This is a genomic window from Micromonospora sp. NPDC093277 (assembly GCF_044765245.1).
In the GTDB taxonomy this organism is placed as follows: Bacteria; Actinomycetota; Actinomycetes; order Mycobacteriales; family Micromonosporaceae; genus Micromonospora.
Genome location: NZ_JBIWJO010000013.1, coordinates 1 through 24095 on the forward strand (window position 1 = coordinate 1; position 24095 = coordinate 24095).

Genomic DNA, 24095 nt, shown 5'->3' on the forward strand with positions numbered 1-24095 from the left:
ATTCCGAACCCGGAAGCTAAGCCCTCCAGCGCCGATGGTACTGCACTCGGGAGGGTGTGGGAGAGTAGGACACCGCCGGACAATCTTTCCAGTCAGGGTCACCCTTCGGGGTGACCCTGACTGCGTTTACGCAGACCTTTCCTGACGCCCCCGCGGGGCGAGCTTCGGGAATCCCCGCCCACCGCCTGCCGGGTCCTCGTACCGTCGGTGCGGGGCCGCCTGGGGCGTCCCGGCCGTGCTGGCAGAGGCAGGAGTGGTCATGAAGATCGGAATCATCGGGTCGGGCCACATCGGTGGCACCCTCACCCGTCGGCTGCGCGCACTGGGCCACGAGGTGACCGTGTCCAACTCGCGCGGGCCGCAGAGCCTGACCGACCTCGCGGCGGAGACCGGCGCAGAGGCTGGCACGCTGGAGGAGACGGTGCAGGGGGCGGAGCTGGTGGTCGTCGCCGTCCCGGTCGGGGCGGTGCCGGACCTGCCGGCGGCGCTGTTCGACGGCAAGCTGGTCGTCGACGCGGGCAACTACTACCCCGAGCGGGACGGCGACATCCCCGAGCTGACCGATCGCAGCCTCAGCTCCAGCCGCTGGACGGCCGAGCACCTCAAGGGCGCCCAGGTGGTCAAGGCCTTCAACACCATCCGCGCACCGCACCTGATGGACAATGGCCGGCCCGCCGGCGCACCCGACCGGATCGCCTTGCCCGTGGCCGGCGACGATACCGCCGCCAAGCGGGTGGTGATGGAACTCGTGGACGAGATGGGCTTCGACCCGGTGGACGGTGGAACGCTCGACGGGAGCTGGCGGCAGCAGCCGGGCACCCCGGTCTACACCGCCGACCGCGACGCGGACGGCGTACGGCACGGGTTGACCGAGGCGCGGCCCTGAGGGCGTACCAGACGAGAAAGCCCCGCCGGCGACCAGCTGGCGGGGCTTTCCGTGTCTGACCTCGACGAACGTCAGCCGGCCGGCTCGGGGGCGCAGATGAAGCGTGGTTCGGCGTCGTAGCGCCAGCTGAACTTCTCCCGCTTGACCACCTTGCCGCCCTTGGTGATGACCCGGAAGGCGTCCTGGGCGAAGCCCACGCTGCCCTCGGCGGAGATGCACTTGGGGCCGGGTTCCAGGTACATCGTCTTCGGCTGGGTGATGTTCTTACGGGGGCCGTATTCGGTCTTGACGCTGTCGTAGATCTTGGTGCTCCAGATCGACACGGTGATGGTGCTGGACGTGTAGGACGTGTCGATCAGGACGCCGTACGGGGTGTTGTTCCGGAACTTGAAGTCCAGCTGCGGCCAGTAGATCGTCGACTCGATCACCGCGGGGTAGCGGCTGAAGTAGAACGAGTGCGGCTTGTGCTCGACGTCCTCCAGCCCGGCGTAGTAGGTCGCGTTGAACAGCGTCGTGGTGAACTGCGAGACGCCGCCGCCCACCCCCGGCACCAGCTTGCCGTTCACGATGGTCGGCGCGTCCTGGTAGCCCTGGTCGTAGCCGCGCTCACCGGTGTGGGCGTTGAGCGAGAACGTCTCGCCCGGCTTCACGATCGTGCCGTCCACGTCCTTGGCGGCCTGGACGATGTTCTGGCTGCGGGGCGAGGAGAGGCCGCCGGGGAAGCGGGTGGTGAAGGTGGAGACCTGCTCCTTGATGCCCAGCGTGGTCAGCTTCTCCTCGGTCAGCTCCGGCTCGGCCGCTTTCAGCGTGGCGGTCACCGTCCGGCCGTCCGCCTTCGGCAGCACGGCGAGCAGGTCGCGGCTCAGCGCGGTCGCGTCGACCTGCCGCCCGGCCCGGCCGGGCACCATCTTCGGCTTGCCGCCGGTGATGGTCAGGCCCGCGTCCTTCGGCTCGACCTCGATCTTCGCCAGCCGGTCGCCGAGGGCGGCGCGCAGCCGCTTCACGTCCACCCGGGGGGTGAGCGTGCCCGCGTCGTCGACGGAGAAGCGCAGCCCGCGGGCGATCGCGGCGGGTGGGATCGTGACCGACCCCTGGTCGGTGGAGAGGGTGACGGGCGCCGCCACCGCCGGCTTGGCCAGCTCAGCGACGAGCCGGTCAACGTCCGCCTGGCTGGTCGCCGGCCACTTCTCGACCAGCGGTACGGTGACCGGCTGGCCGGCGAGCCAGGCCGCCTTGACCGCGTCGGCCGCGCCGGTCGGGTCCACCGTCAGGGCCGGCTTCGGGTAGACGGGCTTCGGGGTGGTGCCGGTGAAGATGATGGCCGGCATGGTCATCTCCCGGCCCTGGTCGCCGAGTGCCGCGGCGAGTGTGGCGTCCAGCCGGGCGCTGTCGACGGTGACGACCGGGTGGACCGTACGGGAGCCGACGAGGCGGCTCACCGGGTGCGCCTGGGCGGCGGCCGCAGCCGCCACGGTGGCGTCCACGTCGATCACGAGGCCGACGTCGGCCGGCTTCACCTCGACACGCTTGTCGCCCACAGTGACGGCGATCGGGGCGTTCAGCGTCTCCGCCCGCCGGTCCAGTTCGGTTCGTAACGCGTGGGCGGCATCGGCCCGGCTCCGGCCGCCCAGCTCGGCGCCGAGCACGCTGGTGCCCCGGGGCACGTCCCCCGCGTACGCGTAGCTGCCGGCCCCGGCGGCCGCGGCGAGCACCGCCGCGGCGATCCCGCCAGCGAGCAGCAGCCGCCGGCGCTTGAACCATGCCGGGCCCGGCGGGGCGGGTGTTGGTGTGACGGCGCCCGCCGGGTCATCGTCCGGCCAGCTCACCGCCGTCACTTGCACGGTGGGCCGGTCGTCGGTGGGCGGCACCTTATCGCCGTACAGCGTCACAGCAACCTCGATCGGGAGTACCACGGGGGGATCGCTTTCCCCACCCGGAAGACACCTACGGTAACCAACGGCGGAGCCGGCCGGGAGTCTCCGGTGGGCGACCGCCGGGAGCAGCGTGTCGCCCGCCCGGCGCGGGTGTCGCGACGATCACCCGGGCCGGGCCTCCCACGCAGGTGGTGACCGTGCGACGGTGTTCGGGTGCGGACGGATGAGCAGGGCCTGGCGTACGGCGGCGGGTGGCTGGATCGGGCGGCCGGGCTGCGCACCGACCCGGGGTGGATCGCCGCGCGGCTGACCGACCGGGAGAGCGTGGTGCTGCCGCTCTGGCGCGACCGTTGCCTGGTCTCGGCCGACCGGGTACTGGTGCGGCCGGCCGCCGTCGACGCTGCGGAGCTGCTCGCCGCCGCCGACGAGACGATCTTCCTCGGGCTGGACGCGGGGCGGGCGGTCTTCGCCGCGGATCTCTCCGGCCGGCCCGAGCGGGAGGCGCTTGCGCTGGCCGGCGCGACCGAGCCGGTGGACGTACGGGCCCTGGTGGGCGGGCTGACGCCGGCCGAGGCGGCCGTGCAGGCGTACGCCAAGGGGCTGCTGCACTGGCACCGGGGGCAGCGGTATTGCGGTGGCTGTGGGGCGCTCACGGCGGCGGGGGACGGCGGGCACACCCGCTCGTGCACCGGCGCCGACTGCGGGCGGCTGCTGTTTCCCCGGATCGAACCGGCGATCATCGTGCTGGTCGAGGCACCGGGCGAGCCGGAGCGCTGCCTGCTGGCCCGGCACCGGGGCGCGCCGGAGGGGTCGTGGTCGACGCTGGCCGGTTTCGTCGAGGTCGGCGAGAGCCTGGAGGACGCGGTACGCCGGGAGTTGGCCGAGGAGGCCGGGGTGACCGTCGCCGAGGTGTCGTACCAGGGGTCGCAGGCGTGGCCTTTCCCGGCGGGGCTGATGGTCGGTTTCCGGGCGACGGCGGCGTCGATGGAGGTGCGGGTGGACGGCGAGGAGGTCGTGGACGCGCGCTGGTTCACCCGGCAGGAGTTGCGGGCGCGGGTGGCCGACGGGCGCCCGTTGGGCCGGATCGACTCGATCGACCACCATCTGTTGGGGTCGTGGCTGGATCGGGCGATCTGAATCGTCACGCCGGACGGCCGGTCGTCTCCGCCGGACGGGTGACCGCGTCGTCGTCCTCAGCGGTTTGTCAGCTGTCCGTTACCGAACTGTGACAAAAGTGGGCCGCGCCTACCGCAGGTGAGGGCTGCCTGCCTTCCTGTCGTGATCGGGGCGGATTTGCCCGGGGCTTCTGGTTGCCTGGTTGTTAACTGTTGGTAACCATTGGCGATCTTGATAAGGCGAGCCTATTACCGGCCAGTAGCTCGGGGCTTGTGAGCTGTGTCGCATCGCGAGAACATCCAATCCGCGTACTGCGTCCCGTCGGCACAACGGCACCAGCAAGCGCCCCGCGCTCTCCCTTTCCCGAGTCGCGTCCCGCGATCGGTGTTGACACCCCCTTCGAGGAGGACCTCGTGAGTGAATCGGAAGACCGCCAGCTGCGTGGCGGCACAAGCTGGCGTCGCTTCGCCGCGATGGCGATTCCCGCCGCGGCCGTCGCCGGCGGCATCCTGTTCGGCGTGGCCAACGGCGCCATCGCCGCCAACATCACCGTCTCCGGCACCGCGTTCAAGGTGGGTGCCGAACGGCTTGAGGGCGACAAGTTCAAGCAGTACGGCGGCGTCGTGTACGAGAAGGACAACCCGACGCCGATACCGATCGCGATTTCCGAGATCGGCCACGCGGACCTCTACAAACTCTGCCAGTCGGTCGACGCGAGCCTGCCCGGCATGCCGGTGGTGCTCCGGATCGAGGCCGGCGGTGGCAAGGAGCCCGCCACCGCGGACGGCATGCTGATCGCGATGGAGTCGCTCGAGGGCGACGCGAAGTTCACCAACATCAAGATCGGCCAGGACGCCAGCGACCTGAGCGCCGCGGCGAAGGAAGGCACGTTCGGCCAGAGTGCGGACCACGTGACCATCACCGGGCTCCAGCAGGTCGCCCGCTACACCACGGCCGGCACCTTCAACCTGAAGGGCCTGAAGCTGAAGGTGCACGCGTTCGGCAACGCCGCGGGCAAGCAGTGCTTCTGAGCTGACCGGGAGGTCCGCGGAGGGTGCCCTTCGCGGACCTCCCGTCGTGTTCGGCAATCCCCTCACCATCACCGCACCCTTCGTAGGAGGAGTCCGTGACGACCGCGGACGCACAGCACGCCCGACCGGGAGGGATGACCCGGGCCTGGCGCGGCTTTCGGCGCTGGCGGCGAAGCCGGCCATTCTGGGGCGGCCTCTTCACCGTGCTCGCCGGAACGGAGATCTTCGGCTCCACCCAGGCGACCCTGGCCGGCCTCACGCTGAAGATGGGTCCGACCGGCTTCCTCGCCTGGCTGATCCCCACCATCCTGGTGGTCTGCGGTCTGCTGCTGTGGCTCAGCCCGCAGCAGCGGATCTTCTACTCGGTCGTCGCGGCGGTGACGGCGGTCTACTCGCTGATCGGGGTCAACCTCGGCGGCTTCTTCCTCGGCATGCTGCTGGGCATCGTGGGCGCGGGGCTCGGCTTCGCCTGGATGCCCAGCCGACCGGCGAGCACCGGCGAGGCGCCGGCACCGGCCGTCGACGACGGGTCGCAGCAGGGTGACGAGGCCGAGCAGGAGCTGACCCTCGTCGACGAGCTGTTGCCCCGGCAGCGCGAGGAGGAAACGACCGGCGTCCTCACCGACACGCTGCCCGAGCCGCGCAACCCGCTGCGGGAGCCGCCCCCGGCGGAAGCCGCCGACACCCAGGGCCTGGCGCCCGTCGATCCGGAACCGGGCCACCGCGCCCGGCACCGCGACCCGAAGTCGTACGCGATCCTGCTGGTGGCCGCCATGTCCCTGGCCGGTCTGTTCGCCCTCCGCGGCGAGGAACGCGCGCTCGCCGCACCAGCGACCTGCCCGACCCCCGGCTCGGCCAGCCCGGATCCGGCCACCCCGAGCCCGGCCGGCCCGAACCCGACCGCCTCCGACTCGTCCAGCCCGAGTCCGAAGCCGGTGGAGACGGGCTCGGACGGCAACCTGCTGACCGGCATCGTCGACGGGATCACCGGCCTGCTCACCGGGGGCGCCTCCGGTGATGGCACCCCGCCGTCGCCCGCGCCGCACGGCTCGGCCGCACCCGCGGCGGTCGCCGCCGAGCCGACGGCGACCGCGAGCACCCCGGCCAGCGCGGCGCCGGAGTCGAGCGGCAGTTCCTCGGCGGAGCCCACCGCGCCGGGCCAGGCGGACGCCGACCCGTGCGACAGCCCGGCGCCGACGAAGCCGGTCGAGCCGGGGGAACCGTTGCCCCGGATCGCCGCCGACCCGGACCAGCCCCGGGTCGCCGTGAAGCCCGCCAAGCTCACCGGCTCCAAGGTGACCATGACCGGGCTTCGGTTCGAGGGCATCGTCGAGCTGCCCGTCGAGGGCGGCACGCTCAAGTGCCTGAAGTTCACCATGGCGAAGGGCGTGACGGACGACTTCGTCCTGCAGGCCAACGGCCCCGTACGGACCCTGCGGTACGCCACCGACCAGCTCACCGTCGAGGGTGACGTCGCCTTCTACACCACCCGATTCGTCGCGCGGCTCGCGGGCGTCAAGCTCACGCTGACCCCGGACCTGCCGCTACCGCACGGCATCCCGATCACCTCGCCGGTGCCCGTCACCTTCACCGACCCGGTGATCGACCTGGCGTTCGTCGACTCCAACAAGCTCACCGCCGAGCCGGCACTCAAGGTCGACCTGGGCTGACCAGCACCGGACATGCGAAACGGCCGGGAGCCGGAGAAGACCACCTCCGACTCCCGGCCGTCCGTCGTCACTACAGCCGGCCCAGCGCCCGACGCAGCGGGTCGAGCCCCAACGAGCCCAGGTCGAGCGCCTGGCGGTGGAACTCCTTGAGGTCGAAGTCGGCGCCCTTGCGGGCCTTCGCCTCCTCCCGTGCCTGCAACCAGATCCGCTCGCCCACCTTGTACGACGGGGCCTGGCCCGGCCAACCCAGGTAGCGGTTCAGCTCGAAGCGCAGGTTCTCGTCCGGCACCCGGCAGTGCGCCCGCATGAACTCCCAGCCCAGCTCCGGCGTCCAGCGCTCGCCCGGGTGGAATCCGAACGGGTTGTCCCGGGGAATCTCCAGCTCCAGGTGCATGCCGATGTCGACGATCACCCGGGCGGCGCGGAAAGCCTGCCCGTCGAGCATGCCGAGCTTGTCGCCCGGGTCCTCCAGGTAGCCCAGCTCGTCCATCAGCCGTTCGGAGTAGAGCGCCCAACCCTCCCCGTGCCCGGAGACCCAGCAGAGCAGCCGCTGCCAGCGGTTGAGCAGGTCGGCGCGGACCGCGGTCTGGGCGACCTGGAGGTGGTGGCCCGGCACGCCCTCGTGGTAGACCGTGGTCACCTCGCGCCAGGTGGAGAAGTCGGTGACGCCCTGCGGCACCGCCCACCACATCCGGCCCGGCCGGGAGAAGTCCTCGCTCGGGCCGGTGTAGTAGATCGCCCCGTCACTGGTCGGGGCGAGACAGCACTCGATCCGGCGAACCTGCTCCGGAATGTCGAAGTGGGTGCCGTGCAACTCGCTGATCGCCCTCTCGGCGAGCGCCTGCATCCAGTCCCGGAACGCCTCCTTGCCCTGAATGGTGCGGGCCGGGTCGCCGTCCAGCGCCCGCACGGCGTCGTCGATGGTCGCGCCGGGGCCGACGATCCGGGCGGCCACCGCGCCCATCTCGCCCTCCAGGCGAGCCAGCTCAGCGAAACCCCAGGCGTACGTCTCGTCGAGGTCGACCTTGGCGCCGAGGAAGTACTGCGAGGCCAGCTCGTACCGCTCCCGCCCGGCGGCCTGCTTCTGCCGGCCCCGCGGGGCCAGTTCGGTCCGGAGGAACTGCCCGAACTCGGCGGTGGCCGCGGTCGCGGCGGCGGCGCCCTTGCGCAGCTCGGCGCCGAGCGCGCCGTCGGCCCCGAGCCGCTCGGCCATGCCGTGGAAGAAGTTGTCGCCGTTCGGGTCGGTCCAGATGTCGCACTGTTTGGCGACCTCGACGAGCTGCACCTGCGAGCTGATGTTCCCGGCCGCGGCCGATTCGCGCAGGGTGCGCTTGTAGCCCTCCAGGGCGCCGGCGAAGCGGTTGAGCCGAGCGGCGATGTTGGCCCTGGCGTCGTCGCCCTCGGTCGGCATGAGATCGAAGACCATGCGGATGTCGTGCAGCGCGCTGGCGATGACGTTGACCTCGCTGGTGGTCTCGCCGGCGTCGTGCCGGGCGAGCTCCAGGCCGAGGCGCTCCTGCATCGCCTCCTTGGCGGTCCGCTCGGCCTCCGAGTCGGGCTCGGTCACGTCGAGGTCGGCGAGGGCGCGGCGGACCAGCTCGGCGCGGGCCGCGTAGCCCTCTGGGGAAAGGTCGTCGAGCTGGTTGTCGTAGCCGGCGATGCCGACGTAGGTGGCACCGGTCGGGCTCAGCGCGGCCCAGTCGGCCACATACCGGTTGGCGAGGTCATCGATTCGTCCCACGATGCGACCCTACGCGACCCGGCCACCCCGCCGTCGACCGTGTTTGCCGTGTTCAGGCACCGCTCCGACCGGATCGGCGTCGATCAAAATTCCCGGCGTTGTGGTGGTCGACACCACGTCCAATTTTCGCGGGACATCGTCAGACCCCTGCGGCAGAGTGTCAGGGGTGACAACGGACTTCACTCCTGACCGGTCGGCGCTGCGCAGCTGGTTGCCCGGTTTCCTCGCGCTTGGCGTGATCTGGGGCTCCAGCTTCCTCTTCATCAAGGTCGGGGTGGCCGAGCTGCACCCGCTGCACCTCACCCTCTACCGGGTCGCGACCGGTGCGGCGACCTTGCTGGTGGTGCTGGCCGTGCTGCGTGACCGGCTGCCCCGCGAGCCCCGGATCTGGGCGCACCTGCTGGTGGTCGCCGCCTTCGGCGTGGCCCTGCCGTTCACCCTCTTCGGCTTCGGCGAGCAGCGGGTGGAGTCGATGCTCGCCGGCATCTGGAACGCCACCACCCCGCTGATCGTGCTGCCACTGGCGGTGCTGGTGTTCCGTACCGAGCGGCTGACCGTGCGGCGGGCGGTCGGGTTGGGGCTGGGCTTCGCCGGCGTGCTGGTGGTGCTCGGCGTCTGGGAGGGCGTCGGCGGATCGCACTTCACCGGCCAGCTGATGTGCCTGGGGGCGGCGGCCTGCTATGGCGTCGCCATTCCGTACCAGAAGAAGTTCATCGCGGGCAGCGCCCACTCCGGCCTGTCGCTGTCGGCGGCGCAGCTGCTGGTCGCGACGGCACAGCTCGCGGTCGTCGCGCCGCTGGTGGCCGGGGCGCCGCCGGTGCCGACCGGCCTCTCCGGGCGCGTGGTCGCCAGCGTGCTGGCGCTCGGCGCGCTCGGCACCGGGCTGGCCTTCGTGATCAACCTGCGCAACATCCGGGTGGCCGGGGCGAGCACGGCCTCCACCGTCACGTACCTGATCCCGGTCTTCGCGGTCCTGGTCGGCGCGGTAGTGCTCGGCGAGCGGATGAACTGGCACCAGCCGGTGGGCGCCCTGATCGTGCTGCTCGGCGTGGCGGTCGCGCAAGGGGTGCTCGGCCGGCGCCGGTCGCGTCCCGTGCTCGGCGCCCCCGCCGTGCCGGCCACGGAGCCGGCCGCACAGGGCTGAGCCGGCCGGCTCGACAACGTCGGCGGCGGCGTTCGGGACGCGGTGGTGGCCGGGTCAGGTGCGGCTCAGCCGCGGGTGCGGGCCCACCTGACCAGGCGATCGGCCTTCCAGGTGTTCACTACCCGGTTCGCCGGTACGCCGCAGAGCGCCGCGCGCTGGCAGCCGAACCGCTGCCAGTCCAGCTGGCCGGGGGCGTGCGCGTCGGTGTTGACGGCGAACCGGCAGCCGGCCTCCAGGGCGCGGCGGATCAGCCGCTTCGGCGGGTCCTGCCGCTCCGGGCGGGAGTTGATCTCGACCGCCACGCCGTGTTCGGCGCAGGCCGCGAAGACGGCGTCCGCGTCGAAGTCGCTCTCGGCGCGGGTACGCGTCCGGTGCCCTCGGTCGCCCGGCCCCGTCACCCCGGCCGGCCGGGACGACACCATCCGGCCCGTGCAGTGGCCGAGGATGTCCAGGTGCGGGTTGGCGACGGCGGTGAGCATCCGCCGGGTCATCTTCGCCCGGTCGTCGTTCAGGCCGCTGTGCACCGAGCCGACCACCACGTCGAGGCGGGCCAGCAGCTCCTCGTCCTGGTCCAGCGACCCGTCGGCGAGGATGTCCACCTCGATTCCGGTGAGGATGCGGAAGCCCTTCGGCAGCGCGTCGTTCACCGCGGCCACGTGGTCGAGCTGCTTGCGCAGCCGCTCCGCGGTCAGCCCCCGGGCCACCTTCAGCCGGGGCGAGTGGTCGGTCAGCACCAGGTACTCGTGTCCCAGTTCGACCGCCGCCAGGGCCATCTCCTCGATCGGTGAGCCGCCGTCCGACCAGTCGGAGTGGGTGTGGCAGTCGCCGCGCAGCGCGTCCCGCAGCGCCGCGGCGGCCGCGTCCAGGTCGGTGCCCTCGGTGGCGACGAGCCGCCGCAGATAGACCGGCTCCTCGTCGGCCAGCGACTCGACCACGCAGCGGGCGGTGACGTCGCCGACCCCGGCCAGCTCGGTCAGCTTGCCGGTGCGCGCCCGCTCGGCCACCTCCCCGGCGGGCAGCGCGGCGAGCGCGTTGGCCGCCGACCGGAAGGCCCGGACCCGGTAGGTGGCCTCGTTCGCCCGCTCCAACAGGAACGCGATCCGGCGCAGGTCGGCGAGGGGATCCCGGGCACTCATGCCCTGCAACCTACGCGTACCCGCCGCCGGCCGCCGGTTGTCGCGCCGGAGGTCGGGAGTGGACGCCCGTCAGCCGGCGCTGCCGGCCTTGGCCGGCGCCTTCGGGCAGCCGTTCTCCCGCTGCCAGGCGGCCACCTCGGCGGCCGGTTCACGGTTGCCCTGCTTCCGCCACGAGTCCAGATATCTCGCCGGCCAGATCACGCCCCGGCGGATCCACCAGTCGTCGTGGCCCTGGCACTTCGGGGAGATGCCGAAGTGCAGGTGACACACGTTGTTGGCGTTGCCGGTGCGGCCGACCTCGCCGAGCGGTTGGCCGGCGTGGACGCGTACGTCCGGGTCGATGCCGGTGGCGACGACGCTCAGGTGCGACCCGTAGTAGCGGACCCCGTCGTCGCCGAGCAGGGAGACGGACAGGCCCCCGTTGTACGGCCCGAGCGGGCCGTGCTTGTCGAACCGGTCCACCCGGCTCACCTCGAGGATCCGGCCGTCGGTGACCGCGACGAACGGGGTGCCGCAGTTGGCGAAGATGTCCGTCCCCGGGTACGCCGAGTGCGTCGGGTGGTACGCGACGTTGTCCGCGCGTACCGGGAAAACGTGCTGCGAGGTCGGCGGTGTCGGGGAGGGGGACGGCGAGGGCGTGCCCGGCCCGGTGGGCTGCTCGGGGGCGGCCGTGGCGCTCGGGCTCTCCCACACGTTGCCCGAGGCGGCCCTGCGCGGGTCGGTCGGGGCGCATCCGGCGGCCAGGGCCGGCAGGAGCAGCAGCAGGACCGGGTACGACGCGCGCGGGCGGCGTCCGATCGATCGCGAGCGCATCCGGTCATCCTGGCAGACCACTACCGTAGGGACGAACGCCGAGATCCTCCCGCCGGTCCGGGGTCGGGCACGGTGGCTCTGCGTGATCTCGGTTACATCCACTCTCCGTGAAGGGAGCAGGGGCCATGAACGGGTGGTACGCCGGGCCCGGCGAGTCCGGTCCGCGGTCGCTGCCGTACACCCCGTCGGGGCTCTTCCCCGCCGGGGCGCCGCCCCGGCCGACCTGGCGCGAGCCGTACCGGATCACCGGTGCCGGCGTCGCGGCCGGCGCCGCGGTCGCCTTCGTCTGGCTGCTCCTGTTCGGCCTGCTCGGCCACGACGTGCGTAGCTACGCGTGGTGGACGCTGCTCGCCGGCGGGCTGGCCTGGCTGGCCGCCGGCGTGCTGGTCCGGTACGGCGACCGGGGGGTGGCCACCGGGGTCGCGATCGTCACCGCCGGTGGCTGGAGCATCGCCGCGGCCGTCGTCGCGCTCCGCTGGGCGCAGAGCGGGGACTGGCCGCTCTGGTGACCTTGCGTGACTGTTCCACCGCACAGCGAAGACCGGCTTGACGTACGCGCGGTGACGGGTCACGCTCGGCGGTATGGCCTGGACCACCCCGCCGCGGCTCGACCCCGAGCGGAGCCGCCGCCGCCTGCAACTCCTCGCCGAGTTGGCCGGTGCCCGCGCGGTACGTCAGCGCGAGCGGCCACAGCGGGCCCGCACCGAGCGGCTGCGCCAGCTCATCGCCACCCGCCGGCGCGTCGCCGGCTGACCGACTTTCTCCAGGAACGGCCGGCCCTTCGGGGCGTTGACCGGTCGCCTGCCGACCCGACCGGTTAACGTGCACGCGTAACGAGTCGGCGTGCTGCCGAGGCCAACTTGGGGGGACCGTGTCGTACTTCGCTGCTGCCGTGGCGCGCGTCGACGGCGGCTGGACCGCGGACGAGGTGAACCTGCGGGGCGCCACCGACGTCGACGAGGTCGCCGACCGGTTGCGCGACGTCGAGCAGGATGCCGACCTGTCCCTGCTCTTCGTCGAGGCCGACGACACGTACCTGGTGATCCTGCGCTTGGACGAGGGGGAGAACCTGCGGGTCTTCGGCTCCGACTCGGCGTACGCGGACGAGTCGCGGCTGGGCGCGTTGCTGGTCGGCGATCTGAAGGCCCCGGTCACCGGCCTGGAGGACACCGACGAGCCGCAGCCGGCCGCCGGTGGCGACGACGAGACCGAGCAGCCGGCGGTGGACCCGGAGGCCGACCCGGTGGGCGACGCGGACCTGCTCGCCGACCTGGGCATCTCGCCGCAGAAGCTGCTGGCCCTCTGCGCCCACGAGGGGATGATGCCGGCCGACGTCATCGCCGAGATCTGCGAGGTGCTCGGCTGCGTGGACGAGGTCGAGGAACTGCGTGGGGTCTGAGCCGCCCGGAGCGGTGCCGTCCGGCGGTGGGGAACCGGCCGACGTCACCGACCCGGCGCTGGAGACCGTACGCCCCGGGCAGCCCACTCCGGGCGCGGTGGGGCGGGTCGGTCCGGGCGCCGACGAGGGGCTCGCCGACCCCGGCGACCTGGGCCGCCGGCAGCGGCATGAGCTGTGGATGCGCCGGGCGCTGGAGGTCGCGGTGACCGGCCCGGACAGCGCCCCGGCGGCGGACGGCGAGGCTGCGGTGGAGGACGTCCCGGTCGGTGCGGTCGTCTACGGTCCGGACGGCGCCGAACTGGCCATCGGGCGCAACGAGCGGGAGCTGTCCGGGGACCCGACCGCACACGCGGAGGTGCTGGCGCTACGCCGGGCCGCCGAGCGCCTGGGACGCTGGCGGCTGGCGGACTGCACCCTGGTGGTGACGCTGGAGCCGTGCACGATGTGCGCGGGCGCGATATCCCTGGCCCGGATCTCCACCGTCGTCTTCGGCGCGTGGGAGCCGAAGACTGGTGCGGTGGGGTCGCTCTGGGACGTGCTGCGGGACCGCCGCCTCACCCACCGCCCCGAGGTCTACGCCGGCGTCCTGGAGGCGGAGAGCGCCGCCCTGCTCCGCGCCTTCTTCAGGTAAGGAGGGGCCCCCGGTTAACGCCTCCGGTAGGGCAGGGGCCCTTTGCTAACACACGTCGGGGTCGCTCAGGCGGGCACCGGGGCGGGGCGCAGCAGGGTGGCGGCGACCGTGCGGGCGGCCTCGGTCCACGCGGTGGGGCGCATGGTCGACGGGTCGAGCCGGACGATGGAGCGGGTGCCGTCGGCGTGCAGGGTCTCGCCGTCCACGGAGCGGAACTCGAAGGCGTACCGGGCACTGCTGGTGCCGAAGTGGTCGAGCCAGAAGTGCACGGCCACCGGCCCGGTGCCGGTGACCGGCGCACGGTAGGTGATGGTGAACTCGCGTACCGCGTGGAACACGTCGGGTGCGCTGTGCCGGCCGGCCTGGAAGGCGATGCCACGCTCGGCCCAGTACGGCGTCAGGGCCCGTTCCAGCAACACCGCGTACCGGGCGTTGTGCAGGATGCCCATGGCGTCGAGGTCGTCGAAGTGCACCGGGACGTGCTCGACGTGACCGAACTCGACGGTGGTGCGGTCGACGGTGGTGCGGCTCATGACGGACCTTCCGGTAGCAGGTTCGGATCGGGGAACAGCGCCCGTAGGCGGTTGAGCAGGCCCTGGCGGGCGTGCCGATAGGCGGCGTCCGGGTCGAGCAGCCGGGAACGCATCACGGCGCTGATCCCGAGCGCGTCGACCTCGTACGCCAGTTGCGGGACGTCCAGGTCGGCGGGGAGTTCGCCGAGGTCGACGGCCTCCTGGACGAGGCGTTCGAGGAAGGCCGCCCACTGGCTGAGCACCTCGGCGAGCCGGTCCCGGACCGGGCCGGGACGGGCGTTGTACTCGAACTCGGTGTTCGCGAAGAAGCAGCCGCCGGGGAGCACCCGGGCGGCGTAGAAGTCGATCCGGGCCTCGTGCACGGCCCGCAGCCGCCGTACGCCCCGGGGGGCGCGCAGGGCGGGGTGGACGATCAGCTCCTGCCACTGGGCCGCGGCCCGGTCGACGGTGGCCAGCTGGAGGGCCTCCTTGGAACGCCAGTGTGCGAACAGGCCGGACTTGCTGACCCCGAGGGTGTCGGCGAGCTGCGCCAGGGAGAGCCCGTGCAGGCCTGCCTCGGTGGCCAGGGCCACGGCGGCGTCCAGCGCCGCGGTGCGGGTGCGCTCGCCACGGGCGACGCGGCCGTCGGAGGACATGCGAGGAGCGTAACGGAGAAAAGCACGACCGGTCGTATTGTTTTATGTGACCTGAAACGCCGCCGCCCCACCACCGGTGGCGGTGGCGGGGCGGCGAAGGTGCGGAACGGTCAGGCGATGGCGGTGTCGAGGGCGACCTCGACCATCTGGCTGAAGGTCTGCTCGCGCTCGGCGGCGGTCGTCTTCTCGCCGGTCTTGATGTGGTCGCTGACGGTCAGGATGGTCAGCGCGCGCGCCTTGAACCGGGCCGCGATCGTGTAGAGCGCCGCCGACTCCATCTCCACCGCGAGCACGCCGTAGTCGGCCAGGGTGTCGTAGAGGTCGGGGCGGTCGGTGTAGAAGGCGTCCGCCGCCAGGATCGGGCCGACGTGCATGGTGATGCCGCGCCGCTCGGCGATCTCGACCGACGTGCGCAGCAGCCCGAAGTCGGCGACCGGGGCGTAGTCGATCAGCCCGTCGAAGCGCATCCGGTTCATGTTCGAGTCGGTGGACGAGCCGATCGCGGCGATCACGTCCCGCAGTTGGAGGTCCTCGCGGAGAGCGCCGCAGGAGCCGACCCGGATCAGGGTCTTCACGCCGTACTCGTTGATCAGTTCGTGGGCGTAGATGGAGGCGGAGGGCATGCCCATGCCGGAGCCCTGGATGGAGACCTCGACGCCGTTCCAGCGGCCGGTGAAGCCCAGCATGCCGCGAACCGTCGTGTAGCAGCGGGGATCCTCGAGGTAGGTCTCCGCGATCCACTTGGCCCGCAGCGGGTCGCCCGGCATCAGGACCCGCTCGGCGATCTCTCCCGGCTCAGCGCCGATGTGCGTACTCATGGCAAAGATCCTGCCAGGTCGGCCGGCGGGATACCGGTTCGGCGTCCGGACCGATGGTCCTGTACCCTTCTCGGCGGTGGCGTGTCCGAGTGGCCTAAGGAGCACGCCTCGAAAGCGTGTGAGGGTTTACGCCCTCCGCGGGTTCAAATCCCGCCGCCACCGCCGCTGAACAGGGGAAACGCCCGGTCGATCCTGACGGATCGGCCGGGCGTTTCCCTATCTCAAGATCGCTAGTCTCGTTCTCGTCTCATTCACTCATCGGACGGCCACCGGGGCCACCTGCCGCGCCGTGGTCGTCGCCGGGCGACTGGTCACCAGTCGACCAGAGCAGACCGCCAACCGTCCCCCAGCCGACTGCCCTGACCGCTAGTCAGAGCTTCGAGTACGGCGGTGACGCCCGGCGGGTCGGGCGGATCGCCGTAGGTGACCGCATCGAGCTCGCGGTCGAAGCCGGTGAGCCGGGTGGCCTCGATGTCGGGATGGCGGTGCGCTCGTAGCGACAGCCCCGGCATCGTCGCGACCCCGACACCGGCGGCGACCAGCGACTGGACTACGACGATGTCATCGCTGGTCGAGGTTATCCGCGGAGTGAAGCCAGCGGCGCGGCAGACCCGGGTCAGTTCGCTGGTGCACCATTGGCAGCCGCCGATCCAGCCGGAGTCGCGATGGTTCGCGACCGTGTCATCGGCCTGTCGGCTGAGCAGATAGATCGGGTCGTTCGCGACGTGGATCCGGCGGAAGCCGTCCCCCTCGACCGGGGCGTCGGCGAACCGAGGCCCGACGGCGATCTCGATCTCGCCGCGGCGCAGCAGCTGGAGCGCCTCGACCGGATGGGCGTCGATGACGCGCAGCTCCATGCCTGGATGGGTCTCGGACAGCGTCGCGGCTGTGCGCGGGACGATCGTGCTCAACGCTGACGCGTTGGCGGCCAGGCGCACCCGACCGGTCTGCAGGCCGATCTGGGCGGCCAGTTCGCTGGTCGCGGATTCGACCCGCCCGACGATCTCCGCGGCTCGGGCTGCGAGCAATCTTCCCTCGGGTGTTAGGCGGATCCCGCGGCCGACCCGCTGCACGAGCTTGGCTCCGGTGGCCGTCTCCAGTCGGGCGAGGTGATGGCTGACCGACGGCTGCGTGTAGTGCAGTTCTTTCGCCGCCTCGGTCACGGACCCGAGCCGGGCGACCACCGACAGCACCTTGAGCTGGATCAGGCTGACCATAGATAAACAATATCTATCAGAACACATGAAGAATGGCATTGGACGTTATGAGTGCATGTCCCGATGCTGGGTGATGACAGATCACCACGGCAGATCGCCACCGCAGGCCACCGCGCAAAGGAGACCACACAATGTCTGAGGTACGCGTCCACAACTTCGCCATCTCCCTGGACGGATTCGGCACCGGCGAGCCACAAACTCGGGAGACTCCGTTCGGGCACGCAGGCGAACGCCTGCACGAGTGGATGTTCAAGACCCGAGCGTGGCAGGGACCAGGCGGTTCCGAAGGCCCAGACCACGCCTTCGCGGCCCGGAACGAGCAGGGCATCGGAGCCGAGATCATGGGTGCCAACAAGTTCGGCCCACCCGGCTGGCAGGACGACCCCGACTGGAAGGGCTGGTGGGGACCGAACCCGCCGTTCCACACCCCGACCTACGTCCTCACCCACCGGCCAAGGCCCTCGATCGACATGGACGGCGGCACCACCTACCACTTCCTCAACGCGGCTCCACAGGAAGCACTCGAGCAAGCACGCGAAGCCGCCGGCGACCGCGACGTGCGCATCGGCGGCGGAGCCAGCATCATCCGCGACTTCGTCGCAGCCGGGCTGGTCGACCATCTGCACATCGTGCAGGTGCCGATCCTGCTCGGCCGCGGCTCGAGGGTGTGGGACGGACTGGAGGCGTTGGAGGAGACCTACGACATCGAGACGACGTCGACGGCCAGCGGCGTCACCCACCTGACCCTCACCAAGCGCCGGCCACGACCGGTCGAACAGGCCGAATGATGACCACCCTGGACGCCTTCGTCGCCGACGTGACCGGATTCGTCGACAGCACCCGCGACGAACACGAACTCACCGGCCTGGTCGCCGACCGACTATCGACCCTCCTGGCCAGCGACTACCGACTGCCCCAGGCCCTCACCCGGCCATCACCACGACGGCATCTCAACCACCCGCTCTACATCGCCCCGGACCGCAGCTGGTCGTTTGCCTGCGTGGTTTGGAACACAGGCCAGCAGACGCCGGTGCACTCGCACGAGACCTGGGGCGTGGCCGGCATCTACTCCGGAATCGAACGAGAACTGCGGTATCTCAAACCGGCACCGGACTCGACCGGCCCCATGACACCGCTCGGCGAACACGAATGGCACCGCGGACAGGTCACCATCTGCTGCACCACCGACGACGACGTCCACTCCGTCATCGCCATCGGCGACGAGCCCGCCATCGGACTCCACGTCTACGGTGCCGACCTCGGCGCACTGCAGCGACGGTCCTACGAACCCGCCACCGGCACGGTCCAATGGTTCACCTCAGACTGGGACTCCCCACCAGCCCCGTAGGGTGCCCCGCCTTCTGATCGATTGGGGGAAGAGTATTTCCTGTAGCGACGGCCGGGTGTCCTTCGCCGGGACGACGTTCAGCGGCGGAGGGACATGTGTCCTTCGGCGGGGCGACGTTCAGCGACGGTCAGGTGTCCTTCAACAGAGCGACGTTCAGCGGCGGTCGGCTGCCCTTCACCGGGGTGACGTTCAGCCGCGGGGGAGGTGTCCGTCCAGGCGGCGTTCAGCGGCGGGGAGGTGTCGCTCGAGGAGGCGCCGCCGCCGCCACCGCTCGCAAATTGCGAGAACGCCCGGTCGGTCCGTCAGGACCGATCGGGCGTTCCGTTTGCTCGTCTCGGTCGTCCTCTGCCCGCACGCCACTCCGCCGTCCATCCCTGGCCCGTTCAGAACGACTGGCCGAAGAGCGCCCCGCTCGGGTCGGAGTCGGTGAGCCTCAACACGATCCGGTTGTCGAGATCGACGCCGAGCGCGTTCAACTCCTCCTCCGGCAGCACGTCGGAGTTGATCATCGCGACGTACTGGAAGTTCCGAGCGGCGCTCTGCTCGGCGGCGACGGAGAGCGCTCGCGCCACCTGCCGGTCGTCGGCCCGCTCGAAGACGGCGCTGTCGTGGACGAGCAGGCCCGGCGTGTGCGGCCGGTCCGCCCAGATCGTGGCCAGCGTGAGGTCGTACGCGAACACGTGCAGCCGGTCGCTGCCCGGTCCGGCCTCCGGCCTGCTGCGGGTCCGGAACGCGTACCCCGCGTCCGTGACATCGATCACCAGGTCCCCCGGCTCGCCGAAGAGGGCCAGGGTGATCCGGGCGAATGACGCCACGGCGCCGGTCCACTGCTCGCGCCGCTCGTAGTGATCGATGAAGGTCTGCTGCCGCAGAATCTGCCGCTGGGTCCGCAGCTTCTCCAGATCGGTGCGGAGCCGGCGGATGTCCTCCGCCCGCCGGTCCAGGGTCTCCAGCCGGCTGCTCAGCTGCCCGAACCGCGCCTGCAGTTCGGCGAGGTCGTCGAGGGCGCCACCCGAGCTGAGCAGGCGCAGGGCCTGACGCTGCTCCTCCTCCAGCTGCCGGAGCTGGGCCTGCGCCGCGGCGTTCATCGTGCGCAGGCGGGTCATCTCCACCTGGAGGTAGTCGCGCCGGTTGCGCGTGATGGTCCGGTGGAACTCCAGCACCTCCTCCAGCGACCGCCGGGTGGTGTCGGGCAGGGTCACCCCCACCTCGGCGTAGAGGGCGGCGACCTCGGCTGCGTCCACGTCGGGCTCGGCGGAGACGCGTTCGGCGTACAGGGCGAGCAGGTTCTCGTTGACGGTGAGCTCGGAGATCAGCTCCTTGATCCGGGCTGTGACGGCGTCGAGGCGCTGCTGCGCCTCGCGATACTGCGGCAGGACCCGGAAGTCGGCGATCGAGCCGCGCAGCTCGGCGAGCTCCGCCGCCACCCGGATCCGTTCCGACTCCAGTTCGCCGAGTCCGCCCTCCATCCGCTCGACGGACTGCTCGGAGTGTTCGGTGAGCATCCGCAGGGCGGACTCGTCGGTCTTGAGCTGCTGCCAGCTTGCCACCGTCCGCCAGTTCAGCCCGAGCAGGAAGGCGTTGTTGAGCTGTACCTGCCACGCCTTCTGCTCGGCTGCGACGCGGAACGGGTCGGTGAACGCGCCCGGCCCGGTCCGGGCCGAGTACGCGAACAACGACCGGAACCCGGGAACGTACTTGTGTGGCTGGTCGGCGGCGAGGCCGTAGCAGCGGTCCCCTAGGTGCGCTCGCCACTCGCTGAGCCGTAACAGCCGGGAACCGTCGGGGTCCAGGACTCCGATCCGCTCGTCGCCGAGGTCGCCGTGGACCCGGATCTCGTTGGGGCGGCGCAGGCCGCGGGTCACCTGCAGCTCCTGGCCGTCGAGCTCCAGGTCAACGGTGAAGGCCCACGCGTCGTCCAGCGCCTTGACGTGCATCAGGTTTTGCCCGATGCCAAGACTCGCGCCCAGGCAGTAGTTGATGATCTCCACGAGGCTGGTCTTGCCCAGGCCCTGCCGGAGGTCATCCGTTGTGGACCGGGTGGCCCGGTCGGCGACGACCAGGTTGAAGCCGGCGTTGAGGCGTACCTCACGGAAGCCGGGTTGGTTGCCCGAGATGCGGCGGATCCTCATCGCGACCACCGGAGCACGCCGCCGCCGTCGCCGTCCACCACGCCGATCATGAAGAGCAGGTCGAGGGCGAGCACGAACCTCTCGTACGCCATGTCGGCCTGCGCGGCCGCCCACAGGTCGGCGACCGTCGTGGCGGAGCCGCGTACCCGGATCAGGGTGGCCGCCTGCCCGAGCAACGAGTGCTCCAGTCCGACGTACTTGTCGGGAAGAATCACGCCGCCTCCTCGAACACATCGCAGACGCCGAACAGGTGGGCGAGGACGGCGAGCCCGGCCGCCTGGCGGAGCAGGTCACCCGCCTCGCCTCCGGCGAACTCGCTGAGCGCCACGAACAGGCTGTCACCACGCAGGCCCTCGTTCCAGAGCCGCTCGTACTCGGTGACGAAGGCCCGCCGGAGGTTGCCCGGAAAGCGGTGGTCGACGTTGGCCGCCATGCGCTGGAGGTAGTCGGCGACGAGCGGACTCTGCGCCATACCGATGGTCAGCCGCAGGCGGGAGGGGGCCCCGAGGCCGTTGCGGCGCAGCTTCTCCTCGGCCGGGACGGCTCGCAGCGCGGACGACGGCATCGGGTGGCCGTGCACCAGATGCCGGCACACCACGTCGAGTTCGGCACTGGTGACCTGGATGACCGCCGCGGTGAGCCGGTCGTGGACCCACTTCTCCAGCTGCGCCTTGTAGGCGACCAGCACCTCCACCGGGTAGCGGTCGGGATGGTCGTCCACGAGCTTGTGATGGGTCGGGCAGAGCAGCATGAGGTTCGGGTACGCGTTGCGCGCCGCCACGCTGAGGGCCGGGTCGGCGCGAGGTCCGTCATCGGCGGCCCCCCGGATGTGGGCGATGTTGGTCAGGTTGACGGGGTCCGTCACGTCGTGTCCGCGGTCGACGAGCAGCAGGCGGCATCCCGGGAACGCGCAGCACCCGCCCGACAGGGCGAAGAGCACCTTGAGTGTCCGGATCGAGTAATTGCGCCGCGTGCCGACGGTCTGACCGCTCGCCATGGGTCAAAAGTAGGCGGGCAACTACGATGCGTGGCGTCCCGGTGATCTCGTCGACGGAGAGTTCACCGATGCTTCCCGCGTTCGCTTTCTGAAGGTGGCTTTGGCGTCACCGTGTCAGCAGGGGCCGTAGCCCTCGTCGAAGAGGCGGCGGGCCCACTCCGCGTACCCGGCGATGATCTTCCGGACCGCGGTCCGGTCGTGCAGGAAGAGGTACGCCCGGTCGCCGTCGCGGGCGAGCAGCCCGTCGAACCGGTGCGTCCCCTGTGGAGCGGTCAGGTCGACCACCGACGGGTACGCGTCGCGTACCGCCGTGAGCGGGGTGCCCACGCTGATCCCCTCGGGCGTTGTCATCGGGTCGTCGAACCAGAGCAGGACGAGGCGCTCGTCGACGAAGATCGGGCTGACCGACCCGTGCCCGGCCAGCGTCGGGCCGCACGCGTCCTGCTCGGTACGCAGCACCCCGCGCCGGGTCAGTTCCGCCTCAGTGGCGCCGAACTCGGCGTTGCGCAGCCCGTCGAGCCCGACCACCTCGGCGGCCCCGACGGGCCGCCCTGGCACGTCCGGCCCCTGTGGACGGACGCCGCTGCCGGCGATCGAGGCGGCCGCCATCAGCGTGGCGATGAATCCGAATTGTCGCAGTCTCATTCGCTCCCCCAGTCCACAACGGGATCGGGACGAGGAGGTTGCTGGTGCAGGATGGATTGTCGCAGTTCCCATTCCTCGGCCAGCTCGTCCCAGTAGTCGGCGGAGAGGCCGCGGCGGCCGTGTGCCAGCCATCCGGCAGTGTCACGTTCCAGGTGCAGGCCCAACTCGGCGAACGGGTCGATCCAGGGCCCCGGCTCGACACCCAGTCGGGCGAGCGCCGCGTTGATCGGCCACTCGGCGCGGGGTCGGTCGAGAGTGGCGTCGAAGCACGGCCCCCAGGTCACCTGGCCGCCCAGCCAGACCGCCGCCGACTGGTGGCCCAGCCCGCCGGCGAACTCAGCCTCCAGGTACGCCACCGGCCCCCGCCGCGACCAGCGGGCCAGCAGGTCCGACAGGGCTGGCGAGAGGACAAGCTGGAACGGGTGCTCGATGGACGGCTCACCGGTGGCGAAATCGGGCAGCCCGCCGGTCAGTTCCTCGACGAGCTGCGGGGTGACCGGCAGCAGCGCGAAGTCCTGGCGGAGCGCGGCGAGGACCGCGTGGTCCAGGTCGGCGATCTGCTCACGAAGCAGTTCGACGTCGGCGACGACCGCGCTGAGCTGGTAACTCATCCGATCCTCTCGGCGTCCACAGGCTGTGGATGGAACATGTGTACGACGGTTGTGTGCTTGAGGCGCAGGCCGAGCCGTCCCGCAGCGCTCGCGGGGAGCCGTCCCGGTCGGCCTCGACCGCGTGCCGGTGCCGGTGCTGGAGTCGGTGCCGGTGCTGGAGTCGGTCCGGTGCCGGTGCCAAACGTACGGGCGGAGGAGCGCTGGCGCATCATTCAGGGGCGGTCAGGTCGGCGCGACTCCCATCCACGTAGGGCGTGGCTCGGACCGCCGCGCAGCCGTCCGGCATCCGTGCGGCGCGATGCCGTCCAGATCCACTCCAGGTGCGGCATATGGGTGTATCCAAGCTCCGGAAGACCGCAATATGCCGCATGTCGTGTCGCCCTCCGCCGGGAGGAGATGCGTCGCCCCGGGTGGGAGGGGCACGCGTCGCCCCGGGCGGGAGGGCAGCTGGGAGTGGCCGTGGAGACGACGAAGGGCCAGCCCGAGCGGGGGCCGGCCCTTGTGTCAGTGGCGGAGGATACGAGATCCGAACTCGTGAGGGTGTGAACCCAACACGCTTTCCAAGTCTGCTCAACGCTGTTCAGGCCCGCTCAGCACGGTTCGTGGCCTCGGGAAACGGACTCCGGGGATTAGCCGCGGACGCCGGTGAACGAGTACAAACGAGACCACAACTGAGACCGCTATTTACGCACGGATCGCTGCCGCAGGCGCCGCACGCCGCAGGTAGGTGTAGCCCTTCCGGCGGGCGCCCTTCAGCGTTCGGGAATAGCTGCCGGGTGCGGGCGGACGCCCTGTGGGTCATCCGCCTGCACCGGCGCGCGGTGCCCGCCCTTCGCGGTCACCGCTGCCGCTCAGCAGCCCACGGGGCCGCTGGCGACGGGGTACCTGGTGCCGTTCCACTGCACCTCGCCCCACGCCGACACGCAGTTGTTGACGGTGCCGGTGACGCCTCGGGGGCCGGCATAGTACGAGTAAATGTTGCCGTCAACACCGGACTCCGCGGTCCTCGTGCAGGCGCCGCCCTTTGAGGTCTCGCGGCACCTGACGATCTGCACCTCGGTCCAGCCAGGCTGTCCGTACGCCGCGCCACGGCGGTAGAGGCAGGCGCTGTTGGTGCCACCGTTCGTGCTGTTGTAGTAGATGATCAGTTCCGCCACCGGGTTGCTTGCCGGGACCGCCTTGCTGTAAGTGACCGACCCCGAACACGAAACGGCGGCCTGCGACGGCGCCTCGGCGATCACCTGCACCGTGGCGAACGACGCGGCCAGCGCGGCGACCGACGCCAGCACCTTACGGGTGAGATTCATGCTCTCCTGCTCCCTGCCGGACGGCCGCGGGGGGCCGCCGTCTGAAATCGTGCTGGTGAACCGGGGTGGACCCGAGACGACCACCACACATGATCGACTGTGCGATGTGGAAACTACACGAAATCGATCTTGCGGTGGCCGCGAGCCACCCGCGCAGCCGCTGCTCGGCGGGGGCGTGTACTCGGCGGAGAGGCTGTAAGAACTCCACGCCCAAGCCGCCGGCCAGCACGAAACGGGCGCCACAGGTGTGACCTGGCGCGCGGCCCGGACCGCCCCGGTCGGGGGGCGTTCTGCGGCGGCCGGGGGGTGGTGAGATACGGTGTGCGAACCGACGCGGGGTGGAGCAGCTCGGTAGCTCGCTGGGCTCATAACCCAGAGGTCGCAGGTTCAAGTCCTGTCCCCGCTACCACA

25 protein-coding genes and 2 tRNA genes are annotated in these 24095 nt (G+C 71.1%); 13 read left to right on the top strand and 14 right to left on the bottom strand.

What is annotated here, in order from left to right; genetic code table 11:
- Nucleotides 1-259 precede the first annotated feature (259 nt).
- Nucleotides 260-886, top strand: coding sequence for an NADPH-dependent F420 reductase (locus ACIRG9_RS25215; RefSeq protein ID WP_402860622.1), 627 nt, complete (start codon nt 260-262; stop codon nt 884-886).
- Nucleotides 887-957: 71 nt separating this feature from the next.
- Here the strand turns inward: ACIRG9_RS25215 and ACIRG9_RS25220 are convergent, their stop codons facing one another.
- Nucleotides 958-2775 (bottom strand): VanW family protein, encoded by a 1818-nt coding sequence (locus ACIRG9_RS25220; protein ID WP_402860625.1) that lies wholly within the window; start codon nt 2773-2775, stop codon nt 958-960.
- Nucleotides 2776-2973: 198 nt separating this feature from the next.
- On the opposite strand from ACIRG9_RS25220, the gene nudC reads away from it, so the two are divergent.
- The 3 genes from nudC (at nt 2974) to ACIRG9_RS25235 (ending at nt 6577) form a co-directional block, all read left to right on the top strand.
- Nucleotides 2974-3897, top strand: a complete 924-nt coding sequence (gene nudC / locus ACIRG9_RS25225; protein ID WP_402860628.1) for an NAD(+) diphosphatase — start codon at nt 2974-2976, stop codon at nt 3895-3897.
- Between the two features lie 251 nt (nt 3898-4148).
- Nucleotides 4149-4907, top strand: a complete 759-nt coding sequence (locus ACIRG9_RS25230; protein ID WP_402860631.1) for a DUF6230 family protein — start codon at nt 4149-4151, stop codon at nt 4905-4907.
- Nucleotides 4908-5002: 95 nt separating this feature from the next.
- A complete protein-coding gene (locus ACIRG9_RS25235; protein ID WP_402860634.1) occupies nt 5003-6577 on the top strand; it encodes a DUF6114 domain-containing protein in 1575 nt (524 codons plus the stop codon).
- Nucleotides 6578-6647: 70 nt separating this feature from the next.
- Here ACIRG9_RS25235 and ACIRG9_RS25240 read toward each other — a convergent pair whose 3' ends face one another.
- Nucleotides 6648-8318, bottom strand: a complete 1671-nt coding sequence (locus ACIRG9_RS25240; protein WP_402860637.1) for a DUF885 domain-containing protein — start codon at nt 8316-8318, stop codon at nt 6648-6650.
- A 166-nt stretch (nt 8319-8484) separates the two neighbouring features.
- Here ACIRG9_RS25240 and ACIRG9_RS25245 point away from each other — a divergent pair, with 166 nt between their 5' ends.
- Nucleotides 8485-9462: a DMT family transporter gene (locus ACIRG9_RS25245; RefSeq protein ID WP_402860640.1), complete on the top strand. Its 978-nt coding sequence runs from the start codon at nt 8485-8487 to the stop codon at nt 9460-9462.
- 65 nt (nt 9463-9527) lie between these two features.
- On the opposite strand, the gene ACIRG9_RS25250 is transcribed toward ACIRG9_RS25245, so the two are convergent.
- Together ACIRG9_RS25250 and ACIRG9_RS25255 are read right to left on the bottom strand one after the other, a co-directional pair.
- A complete protein-coding gene (locus ACIRG9_RS25250; RefSeq protein ID WP_402860643.1) occupies nt 9528-10598 on the bottom strand; it encodes a PHP domain-containing protein in 1071 nt (356 codons plus the stop codon).
- Nucleotides 10599-10667: 69 nt separating this feature from the next.
- Nucleotides 10668-11411 (bottom strand): M23 family metallopeptidase, encoded by a 744-nt coding sequence (locus tag ACIRG9_RS25255; protein WP_402860645.1) that lies wholly within the window; start codon nt 11409-11411, stop codon nt 10668-10670.
- A gap of 125 nt (nt 11412-11536) precedes the next feature.
- Here ACIRG9_RS25255 and ACIRG9_RS25260 point away from each other — a divergent pair, with 125 nt between their 5' ends.
- The 4 genes from ACIRG9_RS25260 to ACIRG9_RS25275 all read left to right on the top strand — a co-directional run bounded on the left by ACIRG9_RS25260 (nt 11537) and on the right by ACIRG9_RS25275 (nt 13441).
- Complete coding sequence (locus ACIRG9_RS25260) at nt 11537-11920, top strand: hypothetical protein (protein ID WP_402860647.1); 384 nt, start codon at nt 11537-11539, stop codon at nt 11918-11920.
- A gap of 73 nt (nt 11921-11993) precedes the next feature.
- A complete protein-coding gene (locus ACIRG9_RS25265) occupies nt 11994-12164 on the top strand; it encodes a hypothetical protein (protein WP_167363597.1) in 171 nt (56 codons plus the stop codon).
- Nucleotides 12165-12282: 118 nt separating this feature from the next.
- Nucleotides 12283-12810, top strand: a complete 528-nt coding sequence (locus tag ACIRG9_RS25270) for a tRNA adenosine deaminase-associated protein (RefSeq protein ID WP_402860652.1) — start codon at nt 12283-12285, stop codon at nt 12808-12810.
- A 178-nt stretch (nt 12811-12988) separates the two neighbouring features.
- The gene (locus ACIRG9_RS25275) at nt 12989-13441 is read left to right on the top strand and encodes a nucleoside deaminase (RefSeq protein ID WP_402861097.1); all 453 of its coding nucleotides are present in this window, start codon (nt 12989-12991) and stop codon (nt 13439-13441) included.
- A gap of 65 nt (nt 13442-13506) precedes the next feature.
- Here ACIRG9_RS25275 and ACIRG9_RS25280 read toward each other — a convergent pair whose 3' ends face one another.
- The 3 genes from ACIRG9_RS25280 to deoD form a co-directional block, all read right to left on the bottom strand.
- A complete protein-coding gene (locus tag ACIRG9_RS25280; RefSeq protein WP_402860655.1) occupies nt 13507-13974 on the bottom strand; it encodes an acyl-CoA thioesterase in 468 nt (155 codons plus the stop codon).
- Nucleotides 13971-14609 carry a TetR/AcrR family transcriptional regulator gene (locus tag ACIRG9_RS25285; RefSeq protein WP_402860658.1) on the bottom strand — a complete coding sequence of 213 codons (639 nt, stop codon included), beginning with the start codon at nt 14607-14609 and terminating at the stop codon, nt 13971-13973. Before ACIRG9_RS25285 ends, ACIRG9_RS25280 begins: the two co-directional genes overlap by 4 nt.
- 110 nt (nt 14610-14719) lie before the next feature.
- Nucleotides 14720-15427 (bottom strand): purine-nucleoside phosphorylase, encoded by a 708-nt coding sequence (deoD, locus tag ACIRG9_RS25290; RefSeq protein ID WP_402860661.1) that lies wholly within the window; start codon nt 15425-15427, stop codon nt 14720-14722.
- A 75-nt stretch (nt 15428-15502) separates the two neighbouring features.
- Between deoD and ACIRG9_RS25295 the strand changes: the two genes are divergently transcribed.
- Nucleotides 15503-15589: transfer RNA gene (locus ACIRG9_RS25295), tRNA-Ser, on the top strand.
- 149 nt (nt 15590-15738) lie between these two features.
- On the opposite strand, the gene ACIRG9_RS25300 is transcribed toward ACIRG9_RS25295, so the two are convergent.
- Nucleotides 15739-16644: a LysR family transcriptional regulator gene (locus ACIRG9_RS25300; RefSeq protein ID WP_402860664.1), complete on the bottom strand. Its 906-nt coding sequence runs from the start codon at nt 16642-16644 to the stop codon at nt 15739-15741.
- Between the two features lie 131 nt (nt 16645-16775).
- On the opposite strand from ACIRG9_RS25300, the gene ACIRG9_RS25305 reads away from it, so the two are divergent.
- A complete protein-coding gene (locus ACIRG9_RS25305) occupies nt 16776-17432 on the top strand; it encodes a dihydrofolate reductase family protein (protein ID WP_402860667.1) in 657 nt (218 codons plus the stop codon).
- Entirely contained in the window at nt 17432-17992 is a 561-nt protein-coding gene (locus ACIRG9_RS25310; protein ID WP_402860670.1) for a hypothetical protein, read from the top strand. Before ACIRG9_RS25305 ends, ACIRG9_RS25310 begins: the two co-directional genes overlap by 1 nt.
- Before the next feature lie 383 nt (nt 17993-18375).
- Here the strand turns inward: ACIRG9_RS25310 and ACIRG9_RS25315 are convergent, their stop codons facing one another.
- The 6 genes from ACIRG9_RS25315 to ACIRG9_RS25340 form a co-directional block, all read right to left on the bottom strand.
- Nucleotides 18376-20124 (bottom strand): DUF2326 domain-containing protein, encoded by a 1749-nt coding sequence (locus ACIRG9_RS25315; RefSeq protein WP_402860672.1) that lies wholly within the window; start codon nt 20122-20124, stop codon nt 18376-18378.
- On the bottom strand, nt 20121-20339 hold the full coding sequence (locus tag ACIRG9_RS25320) for an ABC-three component system middle component 6 (RefSeq protein ID WP_402860675.1): 219 nt from the start codon (nt 20337-20339) through the stop codon (nt 20121-20123). The genes ACIRG9_RS25315 and ACIRG9_RS25320 overlap by 4 nt, the downstream gene beginning before the upstream one ends.
- On the bottom strand, nt 20336-21121 hold the full coding sequence (locus tag ACIRG9_RS25325; RefSeq protein ID WP_402860678.1) for a hypothetical protein: 786 nt from the start codon (nt 21119-21121) through the stop codon (nt 20336-20338). Before ACIRG9_RS25325 ends, ACIRG9_RS25320 begins: the two co-directional genes overlap by 4 nt.
- A 114-nt stretch (nt 21122-21235) precedes the next feature.
- A complete protein-coding gene (locus tag ACIRG9_RS25330; RefSeq protein ID WP_402861100.1) occupies nt 21236-21730 on the bottom strand; it encodes a hypothetical protein in 495 nt (164 codons plus the stop codon).
- Between the two features lie 32 nt (nt 21731-21762).
- Nucleotides 21763-22377, bottom strand: coding sequence for a hypothetical protein (locus ACIRG9_RS25335; protein WP_402860681.1), 615 nt, complete (start codon nt 22375-22377; stop codon nt 21763-21765).
- Between the two features lie 851 nt (nt 22378-23228).
- Complete coding sequence (locus ACIRG9_RS25340; protein WP_402860684.1) at nt 23229-23684, bottom strand: hypothetical protein; 456 nt, start codon at nt 23682-23684, stop codon at nt 23229-23231.
- A gap of 332 nt (nt 23685-24016) precedes the next feature.
- Here ACIRG9_RS25340 and ACIRG9_RS25345 point away from each other — a divergent pair.
- Nucleotides 24017-24093: transfer RNA gene (locus ACIRG9_RS25345), tRNA-Met, on the top strand.
- Nucleotides 24094-24095: the final 2 nt, after the last annotated feature.